This window comes from Streptomyces sp. AK08-02, assembly GCF_033795085.1.
In the GTDB taxonomy this organism is placed as follows: domain Bacteria; phylum Actinomycetota; class Actinomycetes; order Streptomycetales; family Streptomycetaceae; genus Streptomyces; species Streptomyces echiniscabiei.
Map to the genome: position 1 here is coordinate 24,390 of NZ_JARAZV010000035.1, position 22,354 is coordinate 46,743.

The 22,354-nt window shown below is 70.5% G+C and carries 16 protein-coding genes and 1 pseudogene; 11 read left to right on the top strand and 6 right to left on the bottom strand.

Annotated elements, in window-relative coordinates; translation table 11 throughout:
* Positions 1 to 120: 120 nt before the first annotated feature.
* The 7 genes from PV734_RS44805 (at position 121) to PV734_RS44835 (ending at position 12,578) form a co-directional block, all read left to right on the top strand.
* Positions 121 to 1,353: a sarcosine oxidase subunit beta family protein gene (locus PV734_RS44805; protein WP_319090074.1), complete on the top strand. Its 1,233-nt coding sequence runs from the start codon at positions 121 to 123 to the stop codon at positions 1,351 to 1,353.
* 24 nt (positions 1,354 to 1,377) lie between these two features.
* Positions 1,378 to 4,659, top strand: coding sequence for a sarcosine oxidase subunit delta family protein (locus PV734_RS44810; protein ID WP_319090073.1), 3,282 nt, complete (start codon positions 1,378 to 1,380; stop codon positions 4,657 to 4,659).
* Positions 4,652 to 5,299, top strand: coding sequence for a sarcosine oxidase subunit gamma (locus tag PV734_RS44815; protein ID WP_319090072.1), 648 nt, complete (start codon positions 4,652 to 4,654; stop codon positions 5,297 to 5,299). The genes PV734_RS44810 and PV734_RS44815 overlap by 8 nt, the downstream gene beginning before the upstream one ends.
* A gap of 385 nt (positions 5,300 to 5,684) precedes the next feature.
* Complete coding sequence (locus tag PV734_RS44820) at positions 5,685 to 8,597, top strand: glycosyl hydrolase 115 family protein (RefSeq protein ID WP_319295015.1); 2,913 nt, start codon at positions 5,685 to 5,687, stop codon at positions 8,595 to 8,597.
* A 136-nt stretch (positions 8,598 to 8,733) separates the two neighbouring features.
* Complete coding sequence (locus tag PV734_RS44825; protein ID WP_319294998.1) at positions 8,734 to 9,423, top strand: polysaccharide lyase family 7 protein; 690 nt, start codon at positions 8,734 to 8,736, stop codon at positions 9,421 to 9,423.
* Positions 9,424 to 9,426: 3 nt separating this feature from the next.
* The gene (locus tag PV734_RS44830; RefSeq protein WP_319090070.1) at positions 9,427 to 10,176 is read left to right on the top strand and encodes a heparin lyase I family protein; all 750 of its coding nucleotides are present in this window, start codon (positions 9,427 to 9,429) and stop codon (positions 10,174 to 10,176) included.
* A 59-nt stretch (positions 10,177 to 10,235) separates the two neighbouring features.
* Entirely contained in the window at positions 10,236 to 12,578 is a 2,343-nt protein-coding gene (locus PV734_RS44835; protein WP_319295000.1) for a glycosyl hydrolase family 95 catalytic domain-containing protein, read from the top strand.
* 137 nt (positions 12,579 to 12,715) lie between these two features.
* On the opposite strand, the gene PV734_RS44840 is transcribed toward PV734_RS44835, so the two are convergent.
* From PV734_RS44840 to PV734_RS44850, 3 genes are all read right to left on the bottom strand, one after another.
* On the bottom strand, positions 12,716 to 13,462 hold the full coding sequence (locus tag PV734_RS44840; RefSeq protein ID WP_319295002.1) for an alpha/beta hydrolase: 747 nt from the start codon (positions 13,460 to 13,462) through the stop codon (positions 12,716 to 12,718).
* Between the two features lie 224 nt (positions 13,463 to 13,686).
* The gene (locus tag PV734_RS44845) at positions 13,687 to 13,968 is read right to left on the bottom strand and encodes a twin-arginine translocase TatA/TatE family subunit (RefSeq protein WP_319295004.1); all 282 of its coding nucleotides are present in this window, start codon (positions 13,966 to 13,968) and stop codon (positions 13,687 to 13,689) included.
* 117 nt (positions 13,969 to 14,085) lie between these two features.
* Entirely contained in the window at positions 14,086 to 14,661 is a 576-nt protein-coding gene (locus tag PV734_RS44850; RefSeq protein WP_319090066.1) for a TerD family protein, read from the bottom strand.
* A 157-nt stretch (positions 14,662 to 14,818) separates the two neighbouring features.
* On the opposite strand from PV734_RS44850, the gene PV734_RS44855 reads away from it, so the two are divergent.
* Together PV734_RS44855 and PV734_RS44860 are read left to right on the top strand one after the other, a co-directional pair.
* Entirely contained in the window at positions 14,819 to 15,208 is a 390-nt protein-coding gene (locus PV734_RS44855) for a BlaI/MecI/CopY family transcriptional regulator (RefSeq protein ID WP_319090065.1), read from the top strand.
* A 6-nt stretch (positions 15,209 to 15,214) separates the two neighbouring features.
* Positions 15,215 to 16,153, top strand: coding sequence for a M56 family metallopeptidase (locus tag PV734_RS44860; protein WP_319295006.1), 939 nt, complete (start codon positions 15,215 to 15,217; stop codon positions 16,151 to 16,153).
* 31 nt (positions 16,154 to 16,184) lie between these two features.
* On the opposite strand, the gene PV734_RS44865 is transcribed toward PV734_RS44860, so the two are convergent.
* On the bottom strand, positions 16,185 to 16,640 hold the full coding sequence (locus PV734_RS44865) for a TerB family tellurite resistance protein (protein WP_319090063.1): 456 nt from the start codon (positions 16,638 to 16,640) through the stop codon (positions 16,185 to 16,187).
* A 448-nt stretch (positions 16,641 to 17,088) separates the two neighbouring features.
* On the opposite strand from PV734_RS44865, the pseudogene PV734_RS44870 reads away from it, so the two are divergent.
* Together PV734_RS44870 and PV734_RS44875 are read left to right on the top strand one after the other, a co-directional pair.
* A pseudogene (locus PV734_RS44870) lies at positions 17,089 to 18,425 on the top strand (hemolysin family protein).
* Complete coding sequence (locus PV734_RS44875) at positions 18,422 to 19,441, top strand: hemolysin family protein (protein WP_319295008.1); 1,020 nt, start codon at positions 18,422 to 18,424, stop codon at positions 19,439 to 19,441. Before PV734_RS44870 ends, PV734_RS44875 begins: the two are co-directional and overlap by 4 nt.
* A 20-nt stretch (positions 19,442 to 19,461) precedes the next feature.
* Here PV734_RS44875 and PV734_RS44880 read toward each other — a convergent pair whose 3' ends face one another.
* Positions 19,462 to 19,980 (bottom strand): hypothetical protein, encoded by a 519-nt coding sequence (locus tag PV734_RS44880; protein WP_319295010.1) that lies wholly within the window; start codon positions 19,978 to 19,980, stop codon positions 19,462 to 19,464.
* A gap of 106 nt (positions 19,981 to 20,086) precedes the next feature.
* Entirely contained in the window at positions 20,087 to 22,039 is a 1,953-nt protein-coding gene (locus PV734_RS44885; protein ID WP_319090059.1) for an amino acid transporter, read from the bottom strand.
* Positions 22,040 to 22,354: the final 315 nt, after the last annotated feature.

Here is a 22,354-nt window from a genome sequence, read left to right on the forward strand (position 1 = left end):
GCCGTCGTGGCTGGTCGCGCAGTTCCCCGCGCCCCTACAGGGCGCTGCCCAGCCGCACCCGGCTTTGCCGGTCCCGCTCAGGGCCCCCGGCCCACTCACCGCAGAAGACGGAGTAGCGCGATGAGCCCCCGTACCCCCGGCGCCGAGCTGCCGGAGCATCCCGACTGGCTGTGGCGTACGCCCGAGCCGAAGCGTTCGTACGACGTGATCGTCGTGGGCGGCGGCGGACACGGGCTCGCCACCGCGCACTACCTGGCGAAGAACCACGGCATCACCAACGTCGCCGTGCTGGAGAAGGGGTGGCTGGCGGGCGGCAACATGGCCCGCAACACCACGATCATCCGCTCCAACTACCTGTGGGACGAGAGCGCCGGCATCTACGAGCACGCGCTGAAGCTGTGGGAGGGACTGGAGGAGGAGCTGGACTACCCCATCCTCTTCTCCCAGCGCGGTGTGCTGAACCTCGCCCACAGCCTCCAGGACGTCCGCGACAGTGTGCGCCGGGTGGAGGCGAACCGCCTGAACGGCGTCGACGCGGAGTGGCTCGACGCGGACCGGGTCAAGGAGGTCTGCCCGATCGTCAACACCTCACCGGACGTGCGTTATCCGGTGCTGGGCGGCACCTACCAGCCGCGCGCGGGCATCGCCAAGCACGACCACGTGGCGTGGGGCCTGGCGCGCTCGGCGGACGCGGCGGGCATCGACATCATCCAGAACTGCGAGGTGACCGGCCTCGACGTGGTCGGCGGCAGGGTGGTCGGGGTCCGGACGACCCTGGGTCCGATCGCGGCGGGCAAGGTGGCGCTGTGCTCGGCGGGCCACACCTCGGTACTGGCGGCGATGGCGGGCATCGAACTCCCGCTCCAGAGCCACCCGTTGCAGGCACTGGTCTCCGAACTCCTCGAACCCGTGCACCCGACGGTCGTGATGTCCAACGCCGTGCACGTGTACGTCAGCCAGGCGCACAAGGGCGAGTTGGTGATGGGGGCGGGCATCGACTCGTACAACTCGTACACGCAGCGCGGGGCGTTCCACATCATCGAGGAACAGATGGCGGCGGCCCTGGAGCTCTTCCCGGTGTTCGCCCGGGCCCATGTGCTGCGCACCTGGGGCGGCATCGTGGACGTGAGCCCGGACGCGTCGCCGATCGTCGGGCTGACCCCGGTGGACAACCTGTACCTCAACTGCGGCTGGGGGACCGGGGGTTTCAAGGCGACCCCGGGCGTCGGCTGGGTCTTCGCGCACACGATCGCCCACGACGCCCCCCACGCCCTCAACGCCCCCTTCTCGCTCGACCGTTTCACCACCGGCGCGCTCGTCGACGAGCACGGCGCGGCCGCGGTGGCCCACTAGGGATCCTCAAGGGAGCCGAACGACATGCTGCTCATCCCCTGCCCGTGGTGCGGGCCCCGCGACGAGGCCGAGTTCCACTACGGCGGCGCGGCCCATGTGGCGTACCCGGAGAACCCGTCGGAACTCACCGACGAGGAGTGGGCCCGGTACCTGTTCTTCCGCGACAACGCGAAGGGCCCCTTCGCCGAACGCTGGAGCCACGCGGCGGGCTGCCGCCGCTGGTTCAACGCGGTCCGGAACACGGCGACGAACGAGATCCTGGCGGTGTACCGGTCGGGCGAGGAACGCCCGGCCGCCACTCCGCAGCCCCGGCCGGCGGCATTTTCAGCCCGTCCGGCGCTTGAGGACGAGGCCCCTTCAGGGCCGACCGGGGGCCTGGGGGCAGAGCCCCCAGAACTTTCGGGAAGGGGCGGGGTGGGGGAGGAGAAGTCCCAGCCGTTCAGACACCCCACCCGCGGTCACATAAACCGCCACGCCCCCCTCACCTTCACCTTCGACGGCACCGAATACCAGGGCTACCAAGGCGACACCCTCGCCTCCGCCCTCCTCGCCAACGGCATCATCCACGCAGGCACCAGCATCAAACTCGGCCGCCCCCGAGGCATCTTCTCCGCAGGCCCGGAAGAGCCCAACGCCGTCATCCAGATCGAGGCCCCGTTCCCCGAGCCGATGCTCCCCGCCACCACCGTGGAGCTGTACGACGGCCTGGTGGCAACCAGCCTCCCCGGCCAGGGCCGCCTGGCCACCACACCCGACCCCGCCCGCTACGACGCCGTACACGCCCACTGCGACCTGCTGATCGTCGGCGCGGGCCCCGCAGGCCTCGCCGCAGCCGCCGCGGCCGCCCGCACCGGCGCCCGCGTCATCCTCGCCGACGACCGCCCGGAGCCGGGCGGCAGCCTCCTGGGCACGGGCGAACACCTCGACTGGGTGGCGGAGACCACGGGCCGCCTCGAAGCGGCCCCCGACGTACGGGTCCTGTCCCGCACCACGGTCTTCGGCTACTACGACGACAACCACCTCCTAGCCGTGGAACGCCGCACCAACCACCTCGGCGCCGCCGCCCCCGACAACGTCTCCCGCGAGCGCGTCTGGCGTATCCGCGCCCGCCGGGTCGTCCTCGCGACCGGCGCCCACGAACGCTCCCTGGCCTTCGCGGACAACGACCGCCCCGGCGTGATGCTGGCCGCCTCGGCGCGTACGTACGTGAACCGTCACGGCGTCCTGCCCGGCCGCAGGGCGGTCGTGTTCACGACGAACGACAGCGCGTACGCGGCCGCACTCGACCTCGTCGAGGCAGGCGTCGACGTGCCGGCGATCGTCGACACCCGCCCCTACCCGGGGGAGTGGGCCGAGCGGGCGAGGGCCGCCGGCATCGAGGTCCTGCCGGGCCACGCCGTGGTCGGTACGACAGCCGACGCGACGGGCGTCACGACACGCGCCGCGACAAACGACACGCGCCTGACCGCCGTAAGGGTCGCCCCGTACGAGGGCGAGCCCACGGAGTCCGGCGGAGGCGCGGGCCGACGGGAGTTCGCCGCCGACCTGCTCCTCGTCTCGGGCGGTTGGAACCCGGTCGCCCACCTGTTCAGCCAGGCGGGCGGCAAACTCCGCTACGACAACGCGCTCGGCACCTTCGTCCCCGACAGCTGCCGTCAGGCCGTCGAGGTCGCGGGCAGCGCGGCCGGGGCCCTGGACCTGCCCTCGGTCCTCGCCCAGGGCGTGGACGCGGCCTCCCGCGCACTCGCGGCGGAGGGCTGCACCCCCGAGGCACCCCGCCTCCCCACCCCGGCAGCCGTGCCACCCACCACCCCGCCCATGCACGTGTACGCCATCCCCGACGCCTCCGACACACACTCCTTCGTCGACCTCCAGCGTGACGTCAGCGTGGACGACCTGGCCCGGGCGACCGGCGCCGGTATGCGCTCGGTGGAGCACACCAAGCGCTACACGACGGCGGGCACCGCCAACGACCAGGGCAAGACGTCCGGCGTACTGGCCAGCGGTATCGTCGCCGCGCTGCTCGGCGTCGACATCTCGGCGCTCGGCACGACCACGTTCCGGCCGCCGTACACGCCCGTCTCCTTCGCCGCCCTCGCGGGCCGCGACCGGGGCGCGCTGCACGACCCGGTCCGGACGACCGCACTGCACGCCTGGCACGTCGAGCACGGCGCGCTCTTCGAGAACGTCGGCCAGTGGAAGCGCCCCTGGTACTACCCGCGGGCCGGCGAGGACATGGAGGCGGCCGTTCTGCGCGAGTGCGCCGCCGCCCGGGACAGCGTGGCCTTCATGGACGCCTCCACCCTCGGCAAGATCGACGTCCAGGGCCCGGACGCGGGCGCCTTCCTCGACCTGCTCTACACCAACATGATGAGCACCCTGAAGGTCGGCATGATCCGCTACGGCGTGATGTGCCGCCCGGACGGCATGGTCTTCGACGACGGAACCGTCATCCGCCTCGCCCCCGACCGCTTCCTGGTCACCACGACGACGGGCAACGCAGCCGCCGTACTGGACTGGATGGAGGAGTGGTCCCAGACCGAGTGGCCGGACCTGCGCGTCCACTGCACCTCCGTCACCGAACAGTGGGCCACCGTCGCTCTCGTCGGCCCCCGCTCCCGGGACGTCCTCGGCTCCCTCGCCCCCCAACTGGCCGTGGACAACGCCGACTTCCCCTTCATGGCCTGGCGCGAGACGCTCGTCGCGGGCATCGACGCCCGGGTCTGCCGGATCAGCTTCTCCGGCGAACTGGCCTACGAGATCAACGTGTCCCCGTGGGAGGCCCGCGCCCTCTGGGACGCCCTGTACGAGGCCGGCGCCCCCTACGGCATCACCCCGTACGGCACGGAGACCATGCACGTCCTGCGTGCCGAGAAGGGCTACCCGATCATCGGCCAGGACACCGACGGCACCGTCACTCCGCAGGACCTCGGCATGAGCTGGGTGGTGTCGAAGAAGAAGCCCGACTTCATCGGCAAGCGGTCGTACGCCCGGGCCGACGCCGTCCGCCCCGACCGCAAGCAGCTGGTCGGCCTGCTCCCGGACGACCCAGGCACGTTCCTCCCCGAGGGCACTCAGCTGGTCGCCGACAGCGAGCTGCCCGCGCCGCCCGTGCCGATGCTCGGCCATGTCACCTCCAGCTACCGCAGCGCGGCCCTCGGCCGGACCTTCGCGCTCGCCCTGATCAAGGGCGGCCGGGAACGCGTCGGCGAACGCCTGTACGCACCCGTGGGCGACCGGCTGGTCCCGGTGACCGTCGCGAGCCCCGTCCTCTACGACCCCGAGGGAGCCCGCCGAGATGGCTGACACCACCACCCTGAGCGCCGCCCGGCCCTCCTTGTCCTCCCCGTCCCCCCTGCCCGCCCTGTCGCCGGTGTCACCTCTGGCGGACGCCGCCGGTCGGCTGGCCGCCGCGACCCGCGCCTCCGGGGGTGCGATCCGGCTGGCGGAACTCCCCTTCCTGACCCAGCTCAACGTGCGCCTCGACGCCAAGGGCGCGGCGGCGGACGCCATCGGGCTCGCACTGGACCTCCCGCTGCCCCTCGCCCCCAACACCGTCGTCCACGCCGGGGAGTTGGTCGCCCTGTGGCTGGGCCCGGACGAGTGGCTGCTCGTGGGCCCGCCCGGCGGCGAACGGGACCTGGAGAGCCGTGTCAGAGAGGCGGCCGGAGACGAGCCGGTCTCCGTCGTCGACGTCTCCGCCCAGCGCACCACGCTCCTCGTCACGGGCCCCCGAGCCCGTGACCTGCTGGCCCACGGCTGCGCCCTGGACCTCCACCCGCGTGCCTTCGGCCCCGGCCGCTGCGCCCAGACGACCCTGGGCCGCACCCAGGTGGTACTGGTCGCCCGGGACGAGGCCAGGGCCGGATTCTGGGTGCTGGTCCGCTCGTCCTTCGCCGGCTATCTGACGGACTGGCTGCTGGACGCGGCGACGGAGTACGTCTGAACAACTCCCGTGGGCACGAATCGTGTCCGTCGTCCGGCGCCCCGCACGGTGAGTGGTCCGTGCGGGGCGCCGGACGTTACCGGGTTGTGGACGACGCCGGGTTATGGACGTTCGGGCCGGGGCTGACCTAGGGTGCATGGCAAGCGCTTTCTAGCCTGACCATGCCAACGTGCTCATCCGTACGGATCGTTGGCAAGCGCGCCTTTCGCCTGCTCACAGCCACTCATACGCTCAGCTCTCCGGACCGGCTGTGCGAAGAGCCGGCGCGGGGCTCTGGGCGAAAAGGGAGCGTCTCGTGCCGCACCACGAATCCCAGAGCCCGTCACCTCGGCCGCAGATCCCACCCCCGGCGACGCCATGGACCCGCAAGTCCTTCCTGCGGGGCATGGCCGCCGCCGGAGTGACCCCACTGCTCCCCGGGCTGCTCGCCGGAACAGCCCACGCCGCACCCTCACTTCGGACCGGCAGCCCCGAATTCCCCCTGCTACGGGGCGGGTCGGCCACCGGCGTCTTCGTGGACGCGGCAGACGACCCCGCCGTGATCCGCGCGGCCGGGGACCTCCAGGCGGACATCGAGCGGGTCGGCGGCGTACGGCCGGAACTCCTGCACACCGTCCCCGACCGGGCCGGCCACCTCGTCCTCGTCGGCACGATCGGCGCGAGCCCGGTCATCGACGGGCTCATCGCCCAGGGCCGTCTGGACGTGGCCCGGGTGAAGGGGAGTTGGGAAGCGTCGGTCACCCAGGTGGTCGACCGTCCGCTGCCGGGCGTGGACCGCGCCCTGGTGATCGCGGGCAGCGACCGGCGCGGCACGATCTACGGGATCTACGACACCTCGGAACGCATCGGGGTCTCGCCCTGGTACTGGTGGGCAGACGTGCCGGTGGAGCACCGGGACGAGGTGACTGTCCCGACCGGACCCTTCACCCGCCGTGAACCGTCGGTCCGCTTCCGGGGCATCTTCATCAACGACGAGCAGAACCTGACCACTTGGTCCCACCGGACCCAGGAGCCGGACAAGAACATCGGCCCCGAGACCTACAGCCACGTCTTCGAGCTCCTCCTCCGCCTCAAGGCCAACTACCTCTGGCCGGCCATGCATCCGTACTCCGACTTCTTCAACAAGTACCGCGAGAACCCCGAACTGGCCGAGCACTACGGCATAGTCGTCGGCTCCAGTCACCCCGAGGCCCTGCTCCGCAACGGCGTGCACGAATGGGACCCGTGGGCGGCGGAGCACCTGAACGCCGACGGCAGCCCGCCGGTGTACGACTACACGGTGAACCCCGCTGTCATCTCCGACTACTGGCGGGCCCGGGCCCGCCAGAACGCCGCCTACGAGAGCAGTTGGACCCTCGGTATGCGCGGCCTGCACGACAGCGCGCTGGAGACGAAGTACGCCACGACGATTCCCGAGAAGGTCGTGGTGATGAACGACATCATCGCCGACCAGCGGCGGATCCTGGCCGAGGAGGTCGGGCCGGCCGCCGAGCCGCAGATCTTCATCCCGTACAAGGAGGTGCTGGACCTCTACAACGCGGGAGTCCAGGTACCCGACGACGTCACGCTCATCTGGCCGGACGACAACCACGGCAACATGCGCCAGCTGCCGAACGACGCGGAGCGACGGCGTGCGGGCGGCAACGGCATCTACTACCACCTCTCCTACTGGGGTCGCCCGAAGAGCTATCTGTGGCTGGACACCACCCAACCGGCCAAGGTCTGGCAGGAGTTGCGCCGAGTGTACGAGCACGGCGCCGACCGTGTGTGGATCTTCAACGTGGGTGACCTCAAGTCGATCGAGAACGGGCTGTCCTTCGCCATGGACGTCGCCTGGGACGTGGACAGATGGGGCGCCGACGACGTCGAGGACTTCCTGGTCGAATGGGCCGGCCGCCAGTTCGGACGACGGCACGGCCGTGAGATCGCCGCGATCCGCACCGAGTACCACCGTCTCGCGGCGGAACTGCGCCCGGAGTTCATAGCGCCCGGCCTGCTCTCCGTGATCCACCACGGCGACGAGGCGGGCCGCCGGATGACCGCCTACGAGCAACTCCTGGAACGGGCAAGGACCTTGGGCGCCAAGCTGCCCGAGGCCTACCGCGATGCCTACTTCGAACTGGTCGAATACCCCGTGCACGGCGCCTACTTGATGAACCTGAAGTACTACTGGGCGGACCGTAACGCGCTCGCCCGGCGTCAGGGGCGCGGCGCCGGGACGAACCGCTTCGCGGACCTCGCCGAGGCGGCCCATGCCACGGAGGCGGCGCTCACCAAGCGCTACAACACCGAGGTGGCGGGCGGAAAATGGGACGGGATCGTCAACCCGTACCCCTCGCAGATCCCGAAGGCGCCGGGCCGCCCGGCGGTCACCAGGATCGCCCGCCAGGAGACGTCGGGCCTGGGGGTGGCGGCGGAGGGCAACGAGACGGGGACGGCCCGCCCGCTGTCCTTCTTCTCCGGCACCCGGGACCGCCGATTTCTGGACGTCTTCAACACGGGCTTCCTGGAGATGGGTTGGACCGCCGAGACCAGTCAGCCCTGGGTCCGGCTGAGCGAGTCGGGCGGCTCCCTGACCGAGCAGACCAGGGTGTGGGTGGAGATCGACTGGGACCGGGTGCCCGAGGGATCGTACGAGGCGACGGTCACCGTGAGCGGCACCGGCGCCAACGCCGGACAGCGGGTCGACGTACCGCTGAGGGTGCGCAACGACGGTGAACGGGCTCGGCGTCGGCGGTGCGGGTTCGTCGAGGCGCACGGGTACGTCTCGATCGACGCGGCACACACCGACCGCCGGGTGGCGCGCGGCGGGGCCCGCTGGCGGACCGTGGTCGGGCTGGGGCGTCGTAGCGGCGCGGTGGAGGCGGTGCCGTCGACGGCGGCGCCGATCACCGCCGACTTCGCCTCGCGGGCACCGGAGTTGAGGTACCGGGTGCGCTTCAGCAGCACGGGGACCTTTCCGGTCACCGTCTTCCGGTTGCCGTCGCTCGACGAGCGGGGGCGTCGGCGGCTGGCGGTGTCGCTCGACGACCAGCCGGTGACGGTCCTGTCGGGACAGTCCGTCGCCACCGGCAACCGGGGCGACGCCTGGGCCCGCAACGTGGAGGACGGCGTCGAGAGACTCACGGCCACGGTGACCGTCGCCGAGCCCGGCGAGCACGAACTGCGGATCTTCATGGTCGATGCGGCGATAGCCGTGGACCAGATCGTCATCGACACGGGAGGCCTGCCGGTCAGCTATCTGGCTCCGCCGGAGAGCCATCACCCGGTGTTCAACCCCGGTCCGCGACTGGAGTAGCCCGGGCAGTGGGTTGGCGTACATCGGATCTATCTTCGTCTGGGCCTGAACATTGACGCACTTCTGGTCTAGTCCTACGCTCCCTCGGGAGATAGATCCGATGAATCGCACATCTCACCCGGGAAGGTTATTTGGCATGCCCATGACCCCATCGCGGCGTACGGTTCTCGCGGCCGGCGGCTTACTCGCCTCGGGCGCCCTCTGGTCGACGACTCGGGCGACAGCCTCGGCGTCTCCCGCGGCCCCCGCCGCGTCCCCCACGGACGGCTGGACGAAGACGGCGTTCACGTACAGCATGCACAAGCCCTGGAACCTGGACCTGAGCGACCGGTACAGCAACAGCGGCGGTGTCCACCGCATGTGGGTGTACGACACCGACGAACCCCTGTCGCAGGGCAGTTCCACCGACCCGCGCACCGAGATGCGCTGGAAGCGGGAGTACACCTCCGGCCGGCACATGTGGGACGCCGACGTGTACCTCCCGTCCGGCACGAACGGCGCGACCTTCGTGCAGATCCTCCGCGTGATCCACCCCGACGGCACACCGGCCACGGACTTCATGCTCAACGTGTACAACACGAACGGCGGCACTGTACGGGCGTTCGACCGCACGGTCCTGAAGACCGGCGCGTACGGCACGTGGTTCAACGTCAAGCTCGCGCACGATGCCTCGGCCGGCAGCGTGAAGGTCTATTTCGACGACGAGTTGGTGCTGACCACCGAGGACCGGGGCCCCGCCACCCGCCACTTCAAGAACGGCGTCTACCACCACGGCACCGGCCGGGCCGAGGCCCGCTTTCGCAACATCACCTACTGGACCCGGTGAGCCGTGCGGAGACGAACCGCACTCACCGCGCTCGGCGGACTCGGCCTCGCCGGTGTCACCGCCGCCGTCCTGCCGGGACAGGCAAGCGCCGCGGACGAGGTCCACTTCCAGAACCGCGGCAGCGTCGAGGGCTGGGACCACGCCTACACACAGAAGGCCGGCACCATCGAGACCGTCGACTCGCCCACCTACAAGGGCGCGCACGCGCTCGCGGCGACCCAGACCTACGTCGACGAGACCGGCGGCTACCACTCCGAGGTCATCCGGCGCGGCGCGCAGAGCGTCGGCGAGGACCGGTACTACGGCCAGGCGATCCGCCTCGGGCCCGGCTGGACCTTCCACGACCAGAACGTCACCTTCCAGCAGTGGTCGCCCGAAGACCCGGAAGGGCCCTGGCTGTTGATGTTCGTCATCGGGTCGGAGATCCGGTTCGGCGGCTCCGGGGGCATCAAGGGCACCGCCGGGTCGATCAGCGGCCTGCGGGACACCTGGATCCGCGTCGTCACCCGGCTGAAGCTCGACGGCGACGGCCGGGGCGCCTTCGAGGTGTGGCTGAACGGTACGAGGACGGTGAGCCGGACCGGCATCACCGTGCTGCCGTCCACCTCACGGACGATCCGCTGGTCCAACGGGATCTACTGCACCGCCTGGCGCGAGGGGAAGCCGAGCGGCCCACGGACTCTGACGATCCTGCACGACAACCACCGGATCGCCTCGACCTACGCCCTGGCCGAACCGGCCGACTGGGCCTGACACCGGCGTCGCCCCACCCCTCACCGTCCCCCCACCTTCTGGCTTCTGGAGGCACCCGCATGACCTCTCGTAGAGCAGTGCTCGGCTCGGCGCTGGGCGGTACGACGCTTGCCGCCCTGCCCGTAGTCGCGCAGGCCGACCCCGTCGATCACGCCGATCACGCCGGGCCTCCTGGCCAGGCAGGAGACGCCGTGGCCGTCCGCCGGCCCTGGAAGCTGCGTGACCGTATGGACTCGGACGCGGCCTGGTCCGGCTTCCTGCGCAAGCAGGACCTGCTGTGGCGCAGGCTGCCCACGCTGTGGCACGAGGGACCGTTCCTCGGGGACGGGCGGCTGGGCAGCATGGTGTACCAGGAGCCGGGCGTGAACGCGATCCGCTTCACCGTCCAGCACGGCGAGGTCCAGGACCACCGACCGGAACTCGGCAGCGGCTGGGGCACCTGCCGGCTCCCCGTGGGACACCTGACCCTGGACCCGGTCGGCACGATCACCGCCGTGGACTGGCGCCTGAGCCTGTGGAACGCCGAACTGACCGGCACGGTCACCACGGACAAGGGCACCCTGACCCTCGCCGCACTCATCCACGACGGTGTTCTGGCCGCCCGTGTCACGGCGGCCGGCGACGAGAAGGTCCACTGGACGTTCCACCCGGAGGACGCGATCAGTCCCCGCAGGATCAGCGAGGCCCCACCGGCGGACTACGTCACCAACCCGCCCTGGACCACCCGGACCACCGGCGGAGTCGAGCAGGTGCTCCAGCCCCTGACCGGCGGCGGCCAGACCGCGACGGCGTACCGACGCTCGGGCGACACCCTCCTGCTCACCGTCGCCCACAGCCACCCCTCGAACACCCGGGCGGGGGAGGAGTCGCTGAAGAAGATCCAGAAGATTCCGACGATCCGGCAGGCCCTGGGAATCGCCCCGTACACCGCCCTGCGCACCTCGCACACCCGCGCCTGGCACGCGTACTACCGCAAGAGCTTCGTCTCGTTCCCCGACGAGCGGCTGCAGAGCTTCCACTGGATCCAGCTCTACAAGGTCGCGTCGGCCAGCCGCGCGGGCGGTCCGCCGATGGCCACCTGCGGCCCCTGGCTGGAGCCCACGCCCTGGCCGGCGGTGTGGTGGAACCTCAACATCCAGCTGGAGTACTGGCTGATCCACGGCTCCAACCACCTGGAACTCGACTCGCTGGCCACCACCCTCCGCCAGAACCAGGAACAACTCACCACGAACGTGGCCGCCGCCTACCGCTCGGACAGCGCCGGAGTGGGCCGCAGCTCCGACATGTTCGCCAACCGGAGCGTCGGCAGGCCCGGCACGGGTGCCGAGGTGGGCGACCTGACCTGGGCGCTGCACAACGTGTGGCTGAGCTACCGCCACAGCATGGACGAGAAGCTGCTGCGGGACACCGTCTTCCCCGTGCTCCGCCGGGCGGTCAACTACTACCTGCACTTCCTCCAGCCGGGCGACGACGGCAAGCTGCACCTCCCGTCGACGCTCTCCCCGGAGTACCCGGTCGTCCCCCCGCAGGACACCAACTACGACCTGGCGCTGATCCGTTGGGGCTGCACGGCCCTCCTGGAGGCCGCCGAGCGCCTGGGTGTCGACGATCCGCTCGCCCCCCGCTGGCAGGAGACCCTGGCCAAGCTGACGCCGTACCCCGTGGACGGCAACGGCTTCATGATCGGTGCCGACACCCCGTACGCGCAGTCCCACCGCCACTACTCCCACCTGCTGATGGTCTACCCGCTGTACCTGGTCAACTGGGACCAGCCGGAGCAGCGCGAACTGATCGAGAAGTCGGTCGTCCGCTGGCACGCGCTGACCGGCGCCCACCGCGGCTACAGCTACACGGGAGCCGCGTCGCTCTACGCGATGATGGGCCGTGGCGACACGGCCCTGACCTACCTGAAGAAGTTCTTCGACCCCACCACGCGCTACCCGTGCCGGGCCAACACCCACTACACGGAGGCCGGCCCGGTCATCGAGACCCCGCTGTCAGCGTCCCAGTCCCTGCACGACATGCTCTGCCAGAGCTGGGGAGGCGTCGTACGGATCTTCCCGGCCGTCCCGCCCACCTGGCCGGACGTCACCCTCCACGACTTCCGCACCCAGGGCGCCTTCCTGGTCAGCGCGGCCCGTACGGGGGGCGCCACCCGCTTCATCCGGATCCGGAGCCTGGCCGGCGAACCGTTGCGCCTGCGCCACGACCTGTCCGGCGGCCCGCTGACGGCCCTCCTGGACGACGGCACCCCGGCCCACACTCACACCGCGGAGGACGGCACCCTCACGATCGACCTGGCCAAGGGCCGGGAGGTCCTGCTGTACGCGGGTGAGCGCCCTGACCTGGTGATCGACTCGGTGCCGCTGGTGGAGCGGGGGGCGGCTTGGGGGCTGCCGTAGGTCTGCCCCGGCACCGGTGAGCCGCCGGTCACCGCCGTCGAGGAGGGCCGGGGCCTCTCCTCGATGACAGTGACGTGACGGCTACGGCAGCACGGCGGACGCCGCTCACCCTCTGCCGGTGGCCGGACTGCCCGGCGTCACCTCAGGTGTCGGGTGAAGAACTGGGCCGCGGCGTCCCCCGCGAACTGCGGGACGCCGGTGTGCCCGCCCATGTTGGCGTGCAGCGTCTTCTCCTTGGAGCCGAAGGCGTCGAACAGGTCCAGGGCCGCCTGCCGGTCGTTGCCCTCGTCGTCCCACTGCAGCAGGACGTGCAGAGGAATGGTCACCTGGCGGGCCTCCTCGAGCATGACGCGAGGGACGAAACTCCCGGCGAACAGAACAGCGGCCGAGATGCGCGGCTCGACCACCGCCAGCCGGGTCCCGATGGAGATCACTCCCCCCGAGTACCCGACCGGGCCGCTGAGGTCGGGCAGGGACAGCAGGGCGTCCAGGGCGGCCCGCCATTCCGGGACCGACTGGTCCACCAGGGGGAGGACGAGCCGGTCGATGATCTCGTCACCGACCGGCTCGCCGGCCTCCAGGGCCCGACGCATGTCGGCGACGGCCTGCTCGGCGGCGGGTGAACGGGGCCGGTCGCCGCTTCCGGGGAGCTCGATGGTGGCCGTGGCGAAGCCGCACGCCGCGGAGTGCCGGGCTCGGCCCACCAGCCGGGGGTACGCCCTGCGCAACCCGACAGGAGGAGGGCTGAGCAGGATCAGCGGCGCCGGTGCGGACTCGGATGCGGACGCGGATCCGGGTGTCCACAGGATGCCGGGGATCTCCCCGAGGGTGAATTCGCGTTCGAGGACGCCGTCGTCGAGACGCTGTTCGGAGGTGAACTGCATGGTCGTGCCTTTCGGGAGGGCTCAGAACGGCGCTCCCGGACGACCTACCGCCCGACCGTGACCCCGGAGGAGAGCACCCATGTCGATACAGCGTTCACGGGTACCACCTCCTCGTCATCTCGCACGGCCACCGGAAAGCTAGCAGCGGCGGCGGTGCCCCGCCAACGGGTTTTCAGATACAGCGTTCGGTGCGGCCCGCGTCAAGTGACGCCCTGCCTCTGCCGTCAGATGTCGCGCGGTGTCGCGCCGCGCCCCTCGTTCGGTCGCCCGGTTTCCGTGGCGGGCGTGCCGGTACCCGGAGTGACAGTCTCGCCCTGGATGACACGGGGAGCCGAGCCGCTCTCCGGCCCTTCCCCCTCCTTCTCGTCTTCCTTCGCGGCGCGGGCCTCGGCCTTGAGGATCCGGGCCGACTTCCCTGCCGAGCGCGCCAGTTCAGGAAGCTTCTTCGCCGCGAGGACGGCTATGACGACGATGAGGATGACGGCCAGTTCGCTCAGTCCGAACACGGGGTTCCTGTTCTTGGGGAGGGCCGGCAGCAGGAGGCCGCGGCTCGCCGGTGGGTCCGTCGAGCCGCGCCGGGCAGCCTCTCGCAGGGTGACGTGGGCGGCGGGTGCCGGCCTCGGTCAGATGCTGACGCCGAAGTCGGAGGCGATGCCGGCCAGTCCGGAGGCGTACCCCTGGCCGACCGCGCGGAACTTCCACTCGGCACCGTTGCGGTACAGCTCGCCGAAGACCATCGCGGTCTCGGAGGAGGCGTCCTCGGACAGGTCGTACCGCGCGATCTCCTGCCCGCCCGCCTGGTTGACGACCCGGATGAAGGCACCCCGGACCTGGCCGAAGCTCTGGCCGCGGTTGTCGGCGTCGTGGATGGAGACCGGGAAGACGATCCGGTCGACCTCGACGGGTACGCCCGCCAGGTTCACCTTGATCGACTCGTCGTCGCCCTCGCCCTCGCCCGTGAGGTTGTCCCCCGTGTGCTCGACGGACCCGTCCGGGCTGGTGAGGTTGTTGTAGAAGACGAAGTGCCGGTCCGAGAGGACCTTGCCGGAGGCGTCCAGGAGCAGGGCGGAGGCGTCGAGGTCGAAGTCGGTGCCAGTGGTCGTCCGGACGTCCCAGCCCAGGCCGACCAGCACGGCGGTCAAGCCCGGGGCCTCCTTGTTGAGCGAGACGTTGCCGCCCTTGGACAGGGAAACTCCCATGGTTTTCCTCCTGGTTGAGATCCTGGGGTGCGGTTGCACCGGAACGCAATCTACATCACTGTAGAAACAGCGCGAGGTGTGATTGCGGGTGCGCGGCCCCGGGTGTCCTTACGATGGAGCGCCCGTGAAGTACGCGGCAGCGGAAGGGAGACAGGGCGTGACGAATCACCGACAGCCTCCCCGGCGACGGGGACAGGGTGAACTGGAGGCGTTGGTGCTGTCCGCGCTGCGCGAGGCGGACGGACCGGCGACGGCGGGCTGGGTGCGGGAGCGCCTGGGCAGTGGCCTCGCCTATACGACCGTCATCACGATCCTCACGCGGCTGCTGACCAAGGGTGCGGTCACCCGCGAACGGGCCGGCCGGTCCTTCGCCTGGCTGCCCGTGGCGGACCAGGCCGGCCTCGCCGCCCACAAGATGCGCCGGGTGCTGGACAACGAGGGAGACAGACAGGCCGTGCTGGCGAGTTTCGTCACCGGTCTCGGTCCCGACGACGAGCGTCTGCTGCGCGAGCTTCTGGGCCGGTCCCCCGACAGCCGGGGAGACTGACACTTCATGGGGGTCTTCGTCTTTCTGCCGTTGGTGCTGCCGCTGACGGCGTGGCCGGTCGCCCGCCTCGCCGAGCAGCACCTCCATCCGCGTACCGCGACCCGGCTGCTGGCCGGCGTGGCCGCCGTGATGGCCGTGTGCAGCACGGTGTGCCTGGCGCTGCTGATGGTGGTCGGCACCGCCCAGCTCCCGGGCAACCCGCTGCCCGACGGCTGGTCGGACCCCGAGGTGCGCGAGGCCGTCCCCTATGACGAGGTGGTCGGCAAGGCGGCCATCCCCGCCCTGTGCGTGGTGGCGCTGGCCTGCACCCGGACCCTGTGGCGGCACCGCCGGACCCGCCGTCGAGCTCACCGGGCTCTGGCCGGGCTGCCGGCCACGGAGGTCGCGGTCCTGCCCGACGCGGCTCCCTACGCGTACGCACTGCCGGGCGGCGGTCGCGATCGGATCGTCGTGACCACCGGGCTGCTCGACTCACTGGAGCCGGCCGAGCGCCGAGCCCTGTTCGCCCACGAGCGCGCCCACCTCGCCGCCCGTCACCACCGCCACCTGCTCGCCGTACAACTGGCCGCCCGGGCCAACCCGTTCCTGCAGCCCCTGCGTACGGCGGTGTCGTACACGGCGGAGCGATGGGCCGACGAGGACGCGGCGCACGTGGTCGGCAGCCGTCGTGACGTGGCGCGGGCGATCGGCAAGGCCGCGCTGGTCTCCGGTTCCCGTGGCACACCACTGGCCACGCTCGCCGGCTTCGCCGCGCCGGGGCCGGTGCCGCGCAGGGTGGCGGCCCTGCTCGGACCCGCACCCGTGGGGCGCCGCTGGCCGTCCGTGTTCACCACGGTCGGCCTGGCGACCTGGGGCGCTGCGGCGGGTACGGCCGTCTCGGCGATGTCGTCCGCGAACGCCGCCGTGACCATGATCTTCATCCTCCACGCGGCCACGCCCCTGTGACCCGCCGGGCGGACGTAGGCCAGAGGCCGAGTCAGAGGTCGAACTCGTGCGGCGGCAGGTCCAGGGTGAAACACGCCTCGCGCACGACGGCCTGCTCGGTCTTGTCGAAGTCGCCGTCCGCGCCACCGATGACGATGCCGATCTGGATGACGGCACGAGCCTCGGCCGGCTTCTTCTTGGCCTTGGCGATCTCCTGCAGCACGCTCACCTTGCCGAACGCGAAGTCGGCGGTCAGCTTGTTGAGGTTCTCGTCGAAGCGTCGCTGCAGATCCATCGCGTCGAAGTTCTGCAGCACCTCGTTGGTGGCGATCAGCTGGGCCACCCGCTGGCGCTCCGAGGGGTCGATGCTGCCGTCGGCGGCGGCGACCAGGGCGCACATCGCCATGCTCGCGTCGCGGAAGGCGCCGCTCTTGAGGTCGTTCTTCTTCGCCACGAGCTGAGTCTGCATCGTCGACGCGGACTCCTTGAAGCGGTCCCACAGGGCCATGAGAACTCCAGAATGTCAAAATGGATCAAGATCAACAGCACGGTCTACAGCAACGTAGAAACTAACCGCCGGGCGGATAAGTTCCACCGGGCCCAGTGGATTTCTCTTCCTGCTCTTCCTACTCCTCCCGCCCTTCCTACCTCTCCTACCCCTACTCCTCTTCCCCTTCATCGTCGCCCTCGAAGAAGTCCCCGACCTCGTCCACGACTTCGGCCGCGACCATCCCGCCGACCACACCGACGCCGAGGCCGGTCGCGGGTGCGCGGGCTCGCCGCGCAGGGGAACGCGGCTGTGGTCAGAATCGTTGCCAAGGTGAACGTTCTAGTGAAGGAGCATCCTTGTCCGCCAGCTCGACGGACTCCTCGGGGCACGATCCCCGGCCACCCTCCCGCCAGGTCTCTCCTGAGCGCGGCGCGCGGCGGGGCACCCACTCCGGGCTGAGGCGTCGATGAGCGCACCGGAAGCCTGGCTCGGTCTGCTCGCCGTACTGCTGCTGACCGTGGGCACCGGCTATTTCGTCGCTCAGGAATTCGCGTACGTGTCCGTCGACCGGCTGGCCCTGGCTCGCGAGGCCGAGGCCGGTGACCGGAGGCCGCCCGTGCGCTGAAGGTCCTGGAACGCCTGTCCTTCATGCTGTCCGGCGCCCAGCTCGGCATCACCGTCACCGGCCTGGTCGTCGGTTTCATCGCCGAGCCGTCGGTGTCCGCGCTGCTCAAGCCCGTACTGACCGGCATCGGTGTTCCTGACGGGGCGGTCGGCGGAATCTCCGTCGTGCTCGCCTTCGTCCTGGCCACGGTCGTCCAGATGGTGATCGGCGAACTGGCCCCGAAGAACCTCGCCATCGCCGTCCCCGAACGGCTGGCGAAGTCGCTGGCCTCCTCCACCCTGGCGTACCTGAAGATCGTCGGCCCACTCGTGCGCGTTTTCGACGGCGCGGCCAACACGCTCCTGCGCAAGGTCGGCATCGAGCCCGTCGAGGAACTCCACCACGGCGCCACCCTGGAGGAACTCGGCCATCTGATCGGCGAGTCCCACGAGCAGGGCCAACTGCCCAAGGACACCGCCGCACTCCTCGACCACGCCCTGGAGTTCTCCGATCGCACCCTGGACGAGGTGATGGTGCCGCGCGTGGAGGCCGTTTTCGTCCGCAGGGACGCGAGCCTCGCCGATGCGGTCGAGCTGATCGCCAGGCACGGCCACTCCAACTACCCCGTCCTGGGCGACCATCCGGACGACGTCGGCGGAGTGCTCGGCGTCCGGGAGCTCATGGCCCTGCCCGCAGACGGCTTCACGGACACCACGGCGGCCCAGGCCGCCCGGCGGCCCCTGCTGCTGCCGGACACACTCCCCCTGCCGGACGCGGTGGAGCAGATGCGGGCCCAGGGCGACGAGTTCGCGGTCGTCCTGGACGAACACGGAGGTGTGGCGGGCATCGTCACGTACGAGGACATCGCCGAGGAACTGGTGGGTGACATCGCCGACGAGTCCGACCTCATCACCGAGATCGCGGTCGCGGACGGCGACGGCTGGCTGGTGGACGCGGGCCGCCGCCTGGACGAGGTGGCCGAGGTCACCGGCGTCGACCTGCCCACGGACGACGACTACGACACCGTGGCCGGCCTGATCGTCGACCGGCTGAGCCGCTTCCCGACCATCGGGGACAGCCTCACGGTCGACCTGCCCGGCGGGGGCCGCGCACTGATCGACGTACGCACCCTCGACCGGCACGTGCCGGACCGTGTGCGCATGGAACGGCTGGCCGAACAGACGGAGGAGCAGGCATGAGTTTCCCCATGGCGCTCTTCGTCACCGTCCTGCTGCTCATCGGCAGTGGGTTCTTCGTCGCCGCCGAGTTCGCCCTCGTCGCCGCCAAACGGCACCGCATGGAGAAGGCCGCCGCCGAGGGACAGCGCGGCGCGGGCGCGGCCCTGGCCGGTATGCGCGAGCTGTCGCTGATGCTGGCCGGCGCCCAACTGGGCATCACCGTCTGCACGTTGGGCCTGGGCTCCCTCTCCAAGCCCGCGATCTCCCACGAACTCGACCCGCTGCTGCACGACCTGGGCCTGCCCAGCGCGCTCAGCTACGGAGTCGCGTTCGCCGTGGCGATGATCGTCGTCGTGTTCCTGCACATGGTGGTCGGCGAGATGGCCCCCAAGTCCTGGGCGATCGCGCACCCCGAGCGTTCGGCGATGCTGCTCTCCCCGGCCTTCCGGGCCGTGGTCAGGATGGTGCGCCCGCTGATCGCCGTCCTCAACCGGATCAGCAACGCGCTCGTACGACTGTGCCGGGTCACCCCGCGCGACGAGCTGACCTCCGTCCACAACCGTGAGCAGCTCACGCACCTCGTCGAGGAGTCCGAACGGCTGGGCCTGATCAGCAAGGACGACTCCGAGTTGATCACCAACTCGCTCACCGAGCCCCAGACTCCGGTCGGTGAACTCCAGGTGCCCGCCGAGCTGATCATCTCCGTGCCGGCCGAGGCGGACGTGGCGGAGATCCTCGCGCTCGCGACCGAGCACGACCGCAGCCGCCTGCTGGTGCGCGACGGCGAGACGGTCGTCGGCTCCGTCCACGCCCGCGACGCCCTGGTCGCCAGGGCCCGGCGCAGAGCCGTCACCGCCCGGCAACTGGCGCGCCCGGTGCCCGAACTGACCGTGCGGAACACCGTCGGCGACGCCATCGAACAACTGCGCCGCCGCCGCGCCTCACTCGCCGTGGTCCGCGACGACACGGGCGGACTCACGGGACTGGTCACCCTGGACGACCTGCTCGCCCGACTCCTGCACCCACAGGCATCCTGAGCCGGCCGGCAGGGGAGAGGTCACGAGAGTCCCGACTCCCGGAGTACGGCCCTGGCCGTCTCGGCGTCGATGCGACGGCCCAGGCGGTTGATGACGTCGGCTCCGTGGCTCAGCGTTCCGTGCTCCAGGGAGCGGCGGACGCCGGTGTCGAGCTCGTGCATGAGCAGGGGGTTGGTGGCGAGGATCCGGGAGTCGAGTTCCAGGCTGTGGCCGTGGACGTCCCGGAGGACCAGGTGGGAGGAGACGCCGCCGTACTGCCGTACGGCAGTCAGCGCGTCCGTGCGGATGACGAGCCGGCGCGACAGGGTGCGTACGGCCAGCCAGCCGGGGCCCGCGCTCACCCGTGGCGGCAGCAGGATGGTGAACACCACGGCGGAGAGGACGGACCAGAGCAGGGCGCTGAGAGGCGTCAGGGTTCCCGCGTCCCAGTCGACCAGGAGGCTCATGGCGCAGAACACCAGGCCGCAGCCTGCCGCGAACCGGGCGCTGCCGGGCCAGTGGCGGTCGCCCGTCGGGGCCGCCGGTGCGCTCCGTTCCATGTCTCTGACGTTAGGCAGCCGTACGGGGGTATGGCCCCGCTGCTGACGGGGCCCTGACGCCGGCGGAGCGAATGTTGACGGGATTCTGACGCGGTTGCCGCAGCCGTCAGCCGGTGTGGACGCGGGGGCGGCGGGCGCGGTCAGGTTCCGCCTCGCGCAGGACCTCCCGGGTGACCGGGGCGACCTCGCCCTGGCCGAAGAGGAAGAAGCGCAGGAAGTTGGCGAAGGGGCCGCCCTCGGTCCACTCGAAGTAGATGTGCGGGGTGCAGCCCGTCGTGTCGCGGACGTGCAGGAGGAGGGCGGCGAGGGCGTTGGGGATGGAGGAGGACTCGAGGGTCAGGACGCGGTAGCGCTTGTGCAGCACCTCGCCGCGTACCGTCAGGCCCGCCTCGAACTCGGAGGGGTCGGTGACCGTCACCTCGACGAAGACGAAGTCCTCCTGCTCCGGCATGTCGTTGTCGGCCCGGATCTGCTCGATCTTGTCGCGGTACTCGGCCTTGTCGCGCTGGTCGGGCTCGTTGGCGATGAACCGTATCTTGCGGCTGGCCATGTCCCGGATGAATCGTTCCGCCATGTCGTCCAGCGTGACGCTGGTGACGCGGAGCTCGAAGGCGCGGGCCAGCCGGGACAGCAGCGAGACCAGGATGATGCCCGCGATGAAGCAGGCGCCGATCTTGACGCCGTCGGGGCGCTCGATGACGTTGACGACGGTGACGTAGAGGAACACCGCCGAGATGACGGCGAAGCCGATCGTCCAGCCGCGCTGGCCGGCCTTGCGGGCTGCGATGGTCACGGCGATCGCAGCCGAGCTGATGAGCACCAGCACGCCGGTGGCGTACGCGCCGCCCTGCTTGTCCACGTCCGCGTCGAAGATCCACGTGACGAGGAAGCCGATGAGGGTGAAGACGATGACCATCGGGCGCACGGCCCGTGCCCAGTGCGGGGCCATGCCGTAGCGGGGCAGGTAGCGGGGCATCAGGTTGAGCAGGCCGGCCATCGCCGAGGCGCCCGCGAACCACAGGATCGCGATCGTCGACACGTCGTACACCGTGCCGAAGACGTTGCCCAGGTACTCGTGGGACAGGTAGGCGAGGGCGCGGCCGTTGGCCTTGCCGCCGGACTCGAACTCCTTCTCCGGGATGAGCAGGGTGGTGATGAAGCTGGTCGCGATCAGGAAGACGCTCATGACGACGGCGGCGGCGGTCAGCAGCTTCTTGGTCTCCCGGATACGGCCCTTCGGGTTCGCCTCCGTGTCGGTGTCGTCACCCTTCACGTGCGGCATCACCGCGACGCCGGTCTCGAAGCCGGACAGGCCGAGCGCGAGCTTGGGAAAGACGATCAGCGCCACGCCGACCATGACGAAGACGTTGCCGTGTTCGGCGGTGAGGGCGGTGGACCAGTCGGTGATGACATGGCCCTCCGTGACGACGTGCCACAGGCCGACGGCGACCACCACGATGTTCAGCCCGAGGTAGACGGCGACCAGGACGACGGCGACACCGATGGCCTCCAGGAAGCCCTTGAGGAAGACCGCGCCGAGCAGGGCGACCAGGATCATGGTGATCAGCACCTGCTTGTCGTGCAGCGCGCTGGTCAGGTGCGGGTTCTCGACCAGGTGGGTGGAGGCGTCGGCGGCCGACAGGGTGATGGTGATCAGGAAGTCGGTGGCGGCGAAGCCCAGCAGGGTCAGGACGAACAGCTTGCCCTGCCAGAAGGACAGCAGCCGTTCCAGCATCGCGATGGAGCCCTCGCCGTGCGGGCTCTCCTCGGCCACCCGCCGGTAGACCGGCAGGGCTCCGACGAGGGTGACGACGACGAGGACGATGGTCGCGACGGGGGAGAGCAGGCCGGCCGCGAGGGCGGCGATGCCGGGCTGGTAGCCGAGGGTGGAGAAGTAGTCGACGCCGGTCAGGCACATCACCCGCCACCACCGCTGGCCCTTGTGCGCGGGCTCCGGCTTGGCGTGCGGGCCCGTGAGGCCACCGCTCCTGCCCATGTCGGTCAGACCCTGCAGCATCCAGGCACGTAGACGTTGCTGTGGGCGTGCGGTGGTGGCCATCGGGGTGCTCCTGATGCGTGTTCGGCTCGGGGTTCGGGCCATCACGCGGACGGCGGCACCAGCGTAAGCAGAGAGTGACGTGAGCGCCGAGGGGGAGCGTGCTCCGAGGGCGTCAAGACTCCGTTAAGAGCGGCCGGGTGCCTGTGGCATTCCGTGCGTACGGCTGAGCGGAGCCCGTTTTCTTCGTGCGGGCTCCGCTCAGCCGTCCGCGTGAGTCCACCGTCGCGAGGGCCACGAGGACGAGAACCGTCCCTACGCCGCGTATGCCGTCAAGACGGTGTCAAGGTCCTCGTGACCAGCGACAAGGAAACGCTG

What these genes read in the sequence shown, in the direction of transcription:
- PV734_RS44805 (WP_319090074.1), top strand. Translation starts at nt 121, where the DNA reads ATGAGCCCCCGTACCCCCGGCGCCGAGCTGCCGGAGCATCCCGACTGG.
- PV734_RS44810 (WP_319090073.1), top strand. Translation starts at nt 1,378, where the DNA reads ATGCTGCTCATCCCCTGCCCGTGGTGCGGGCCCCGCGACGAGGCCGAG.
- PV734_RS44815 (WP_319090072.1), top strand. Translation starts at nt 4,652, where the DNA reads ATGGCTGACACCACCACCCTGAGCGCCGCCCGGCCCTCCTTGTCCTCC.
- PV734_RS44820 (WP_319295015.1), top strand. Translation starts at nt 5,685, where the DNA reads ATGGCCGCCGCCGGAGTGACCCCACTGCTCCCCGGGCTGCTCGCCGGA.
- PV734_RS44825 (WP_319294998.1), top strand. Translation starts at nt 8,734, where the DNA reads ATGCCCATGACCCCATCGCGGCGTACGGTTCTCGCGGCCGGCGGCTTA.
- PV734_RS44835 (WP_319295000.1), top strand. Translation starts at nt 10,236, where the DNA reads ATGACCTCTCGTAGAGCAGTGCTCGGCTCGGCGCTGGGCGGTACGACG.
- PV734_RS44840 (WP_319295002.1), bottom strand. Translation starts at nt 13,462, where the DNA reads ATGCAGTTCACCTCCGAACAGCGTCTCGACGACGGCGTCCTCGAACGC.
- PV734_RS44850 (WP_319090066.1), bottom strand. Translation starts at nt 14,661, where the DNA reads ATGGGAGTTTCCCTGTCCAAGGGCGGCAACGTCTCGCTCAACAAGGAG.
- PV734_RS44860 (WP_319295006.1), top strand. Translation starts at nt 15,215, where the DNA reads ATGGGGGTCTTCGTCTTTCTGCCGTTGGTGCTGCCGCTGACGGCGTGG.
- PV734_RS44865 (WP_319090063.1), bottom strand. Translation starts at nt 16,640, where the DNA reads ATGGCCCTGTGGGACCGCTTCAAGGAGTCCGCGTCGACGATGCAGACT.
- PV734_RS44875 (WP_319295008.1), top strand. Translation starts at nt 18,422, where the DNA reads ATGAGTTTCCCCATGGCGCTCTTCGTCACCGTCCTGCTGCTCATCGGC.
- PV734_RS44880 (WP_319295010.1), bottom strand. Translation starts at nt 19,980, where the DNA reads ATGGAACGGAGCGCACCGGCGGCCCCGACGGGCGACCGCCACTGGCCC.
- PV734_RS44885 (WP_319090059.1), bottom strand. Translation starts at nt 22,039, where the DNA reads ATGGCCACCACCGCACGCCCACAGCAACGTCTACGTGCCTGGATGCTG.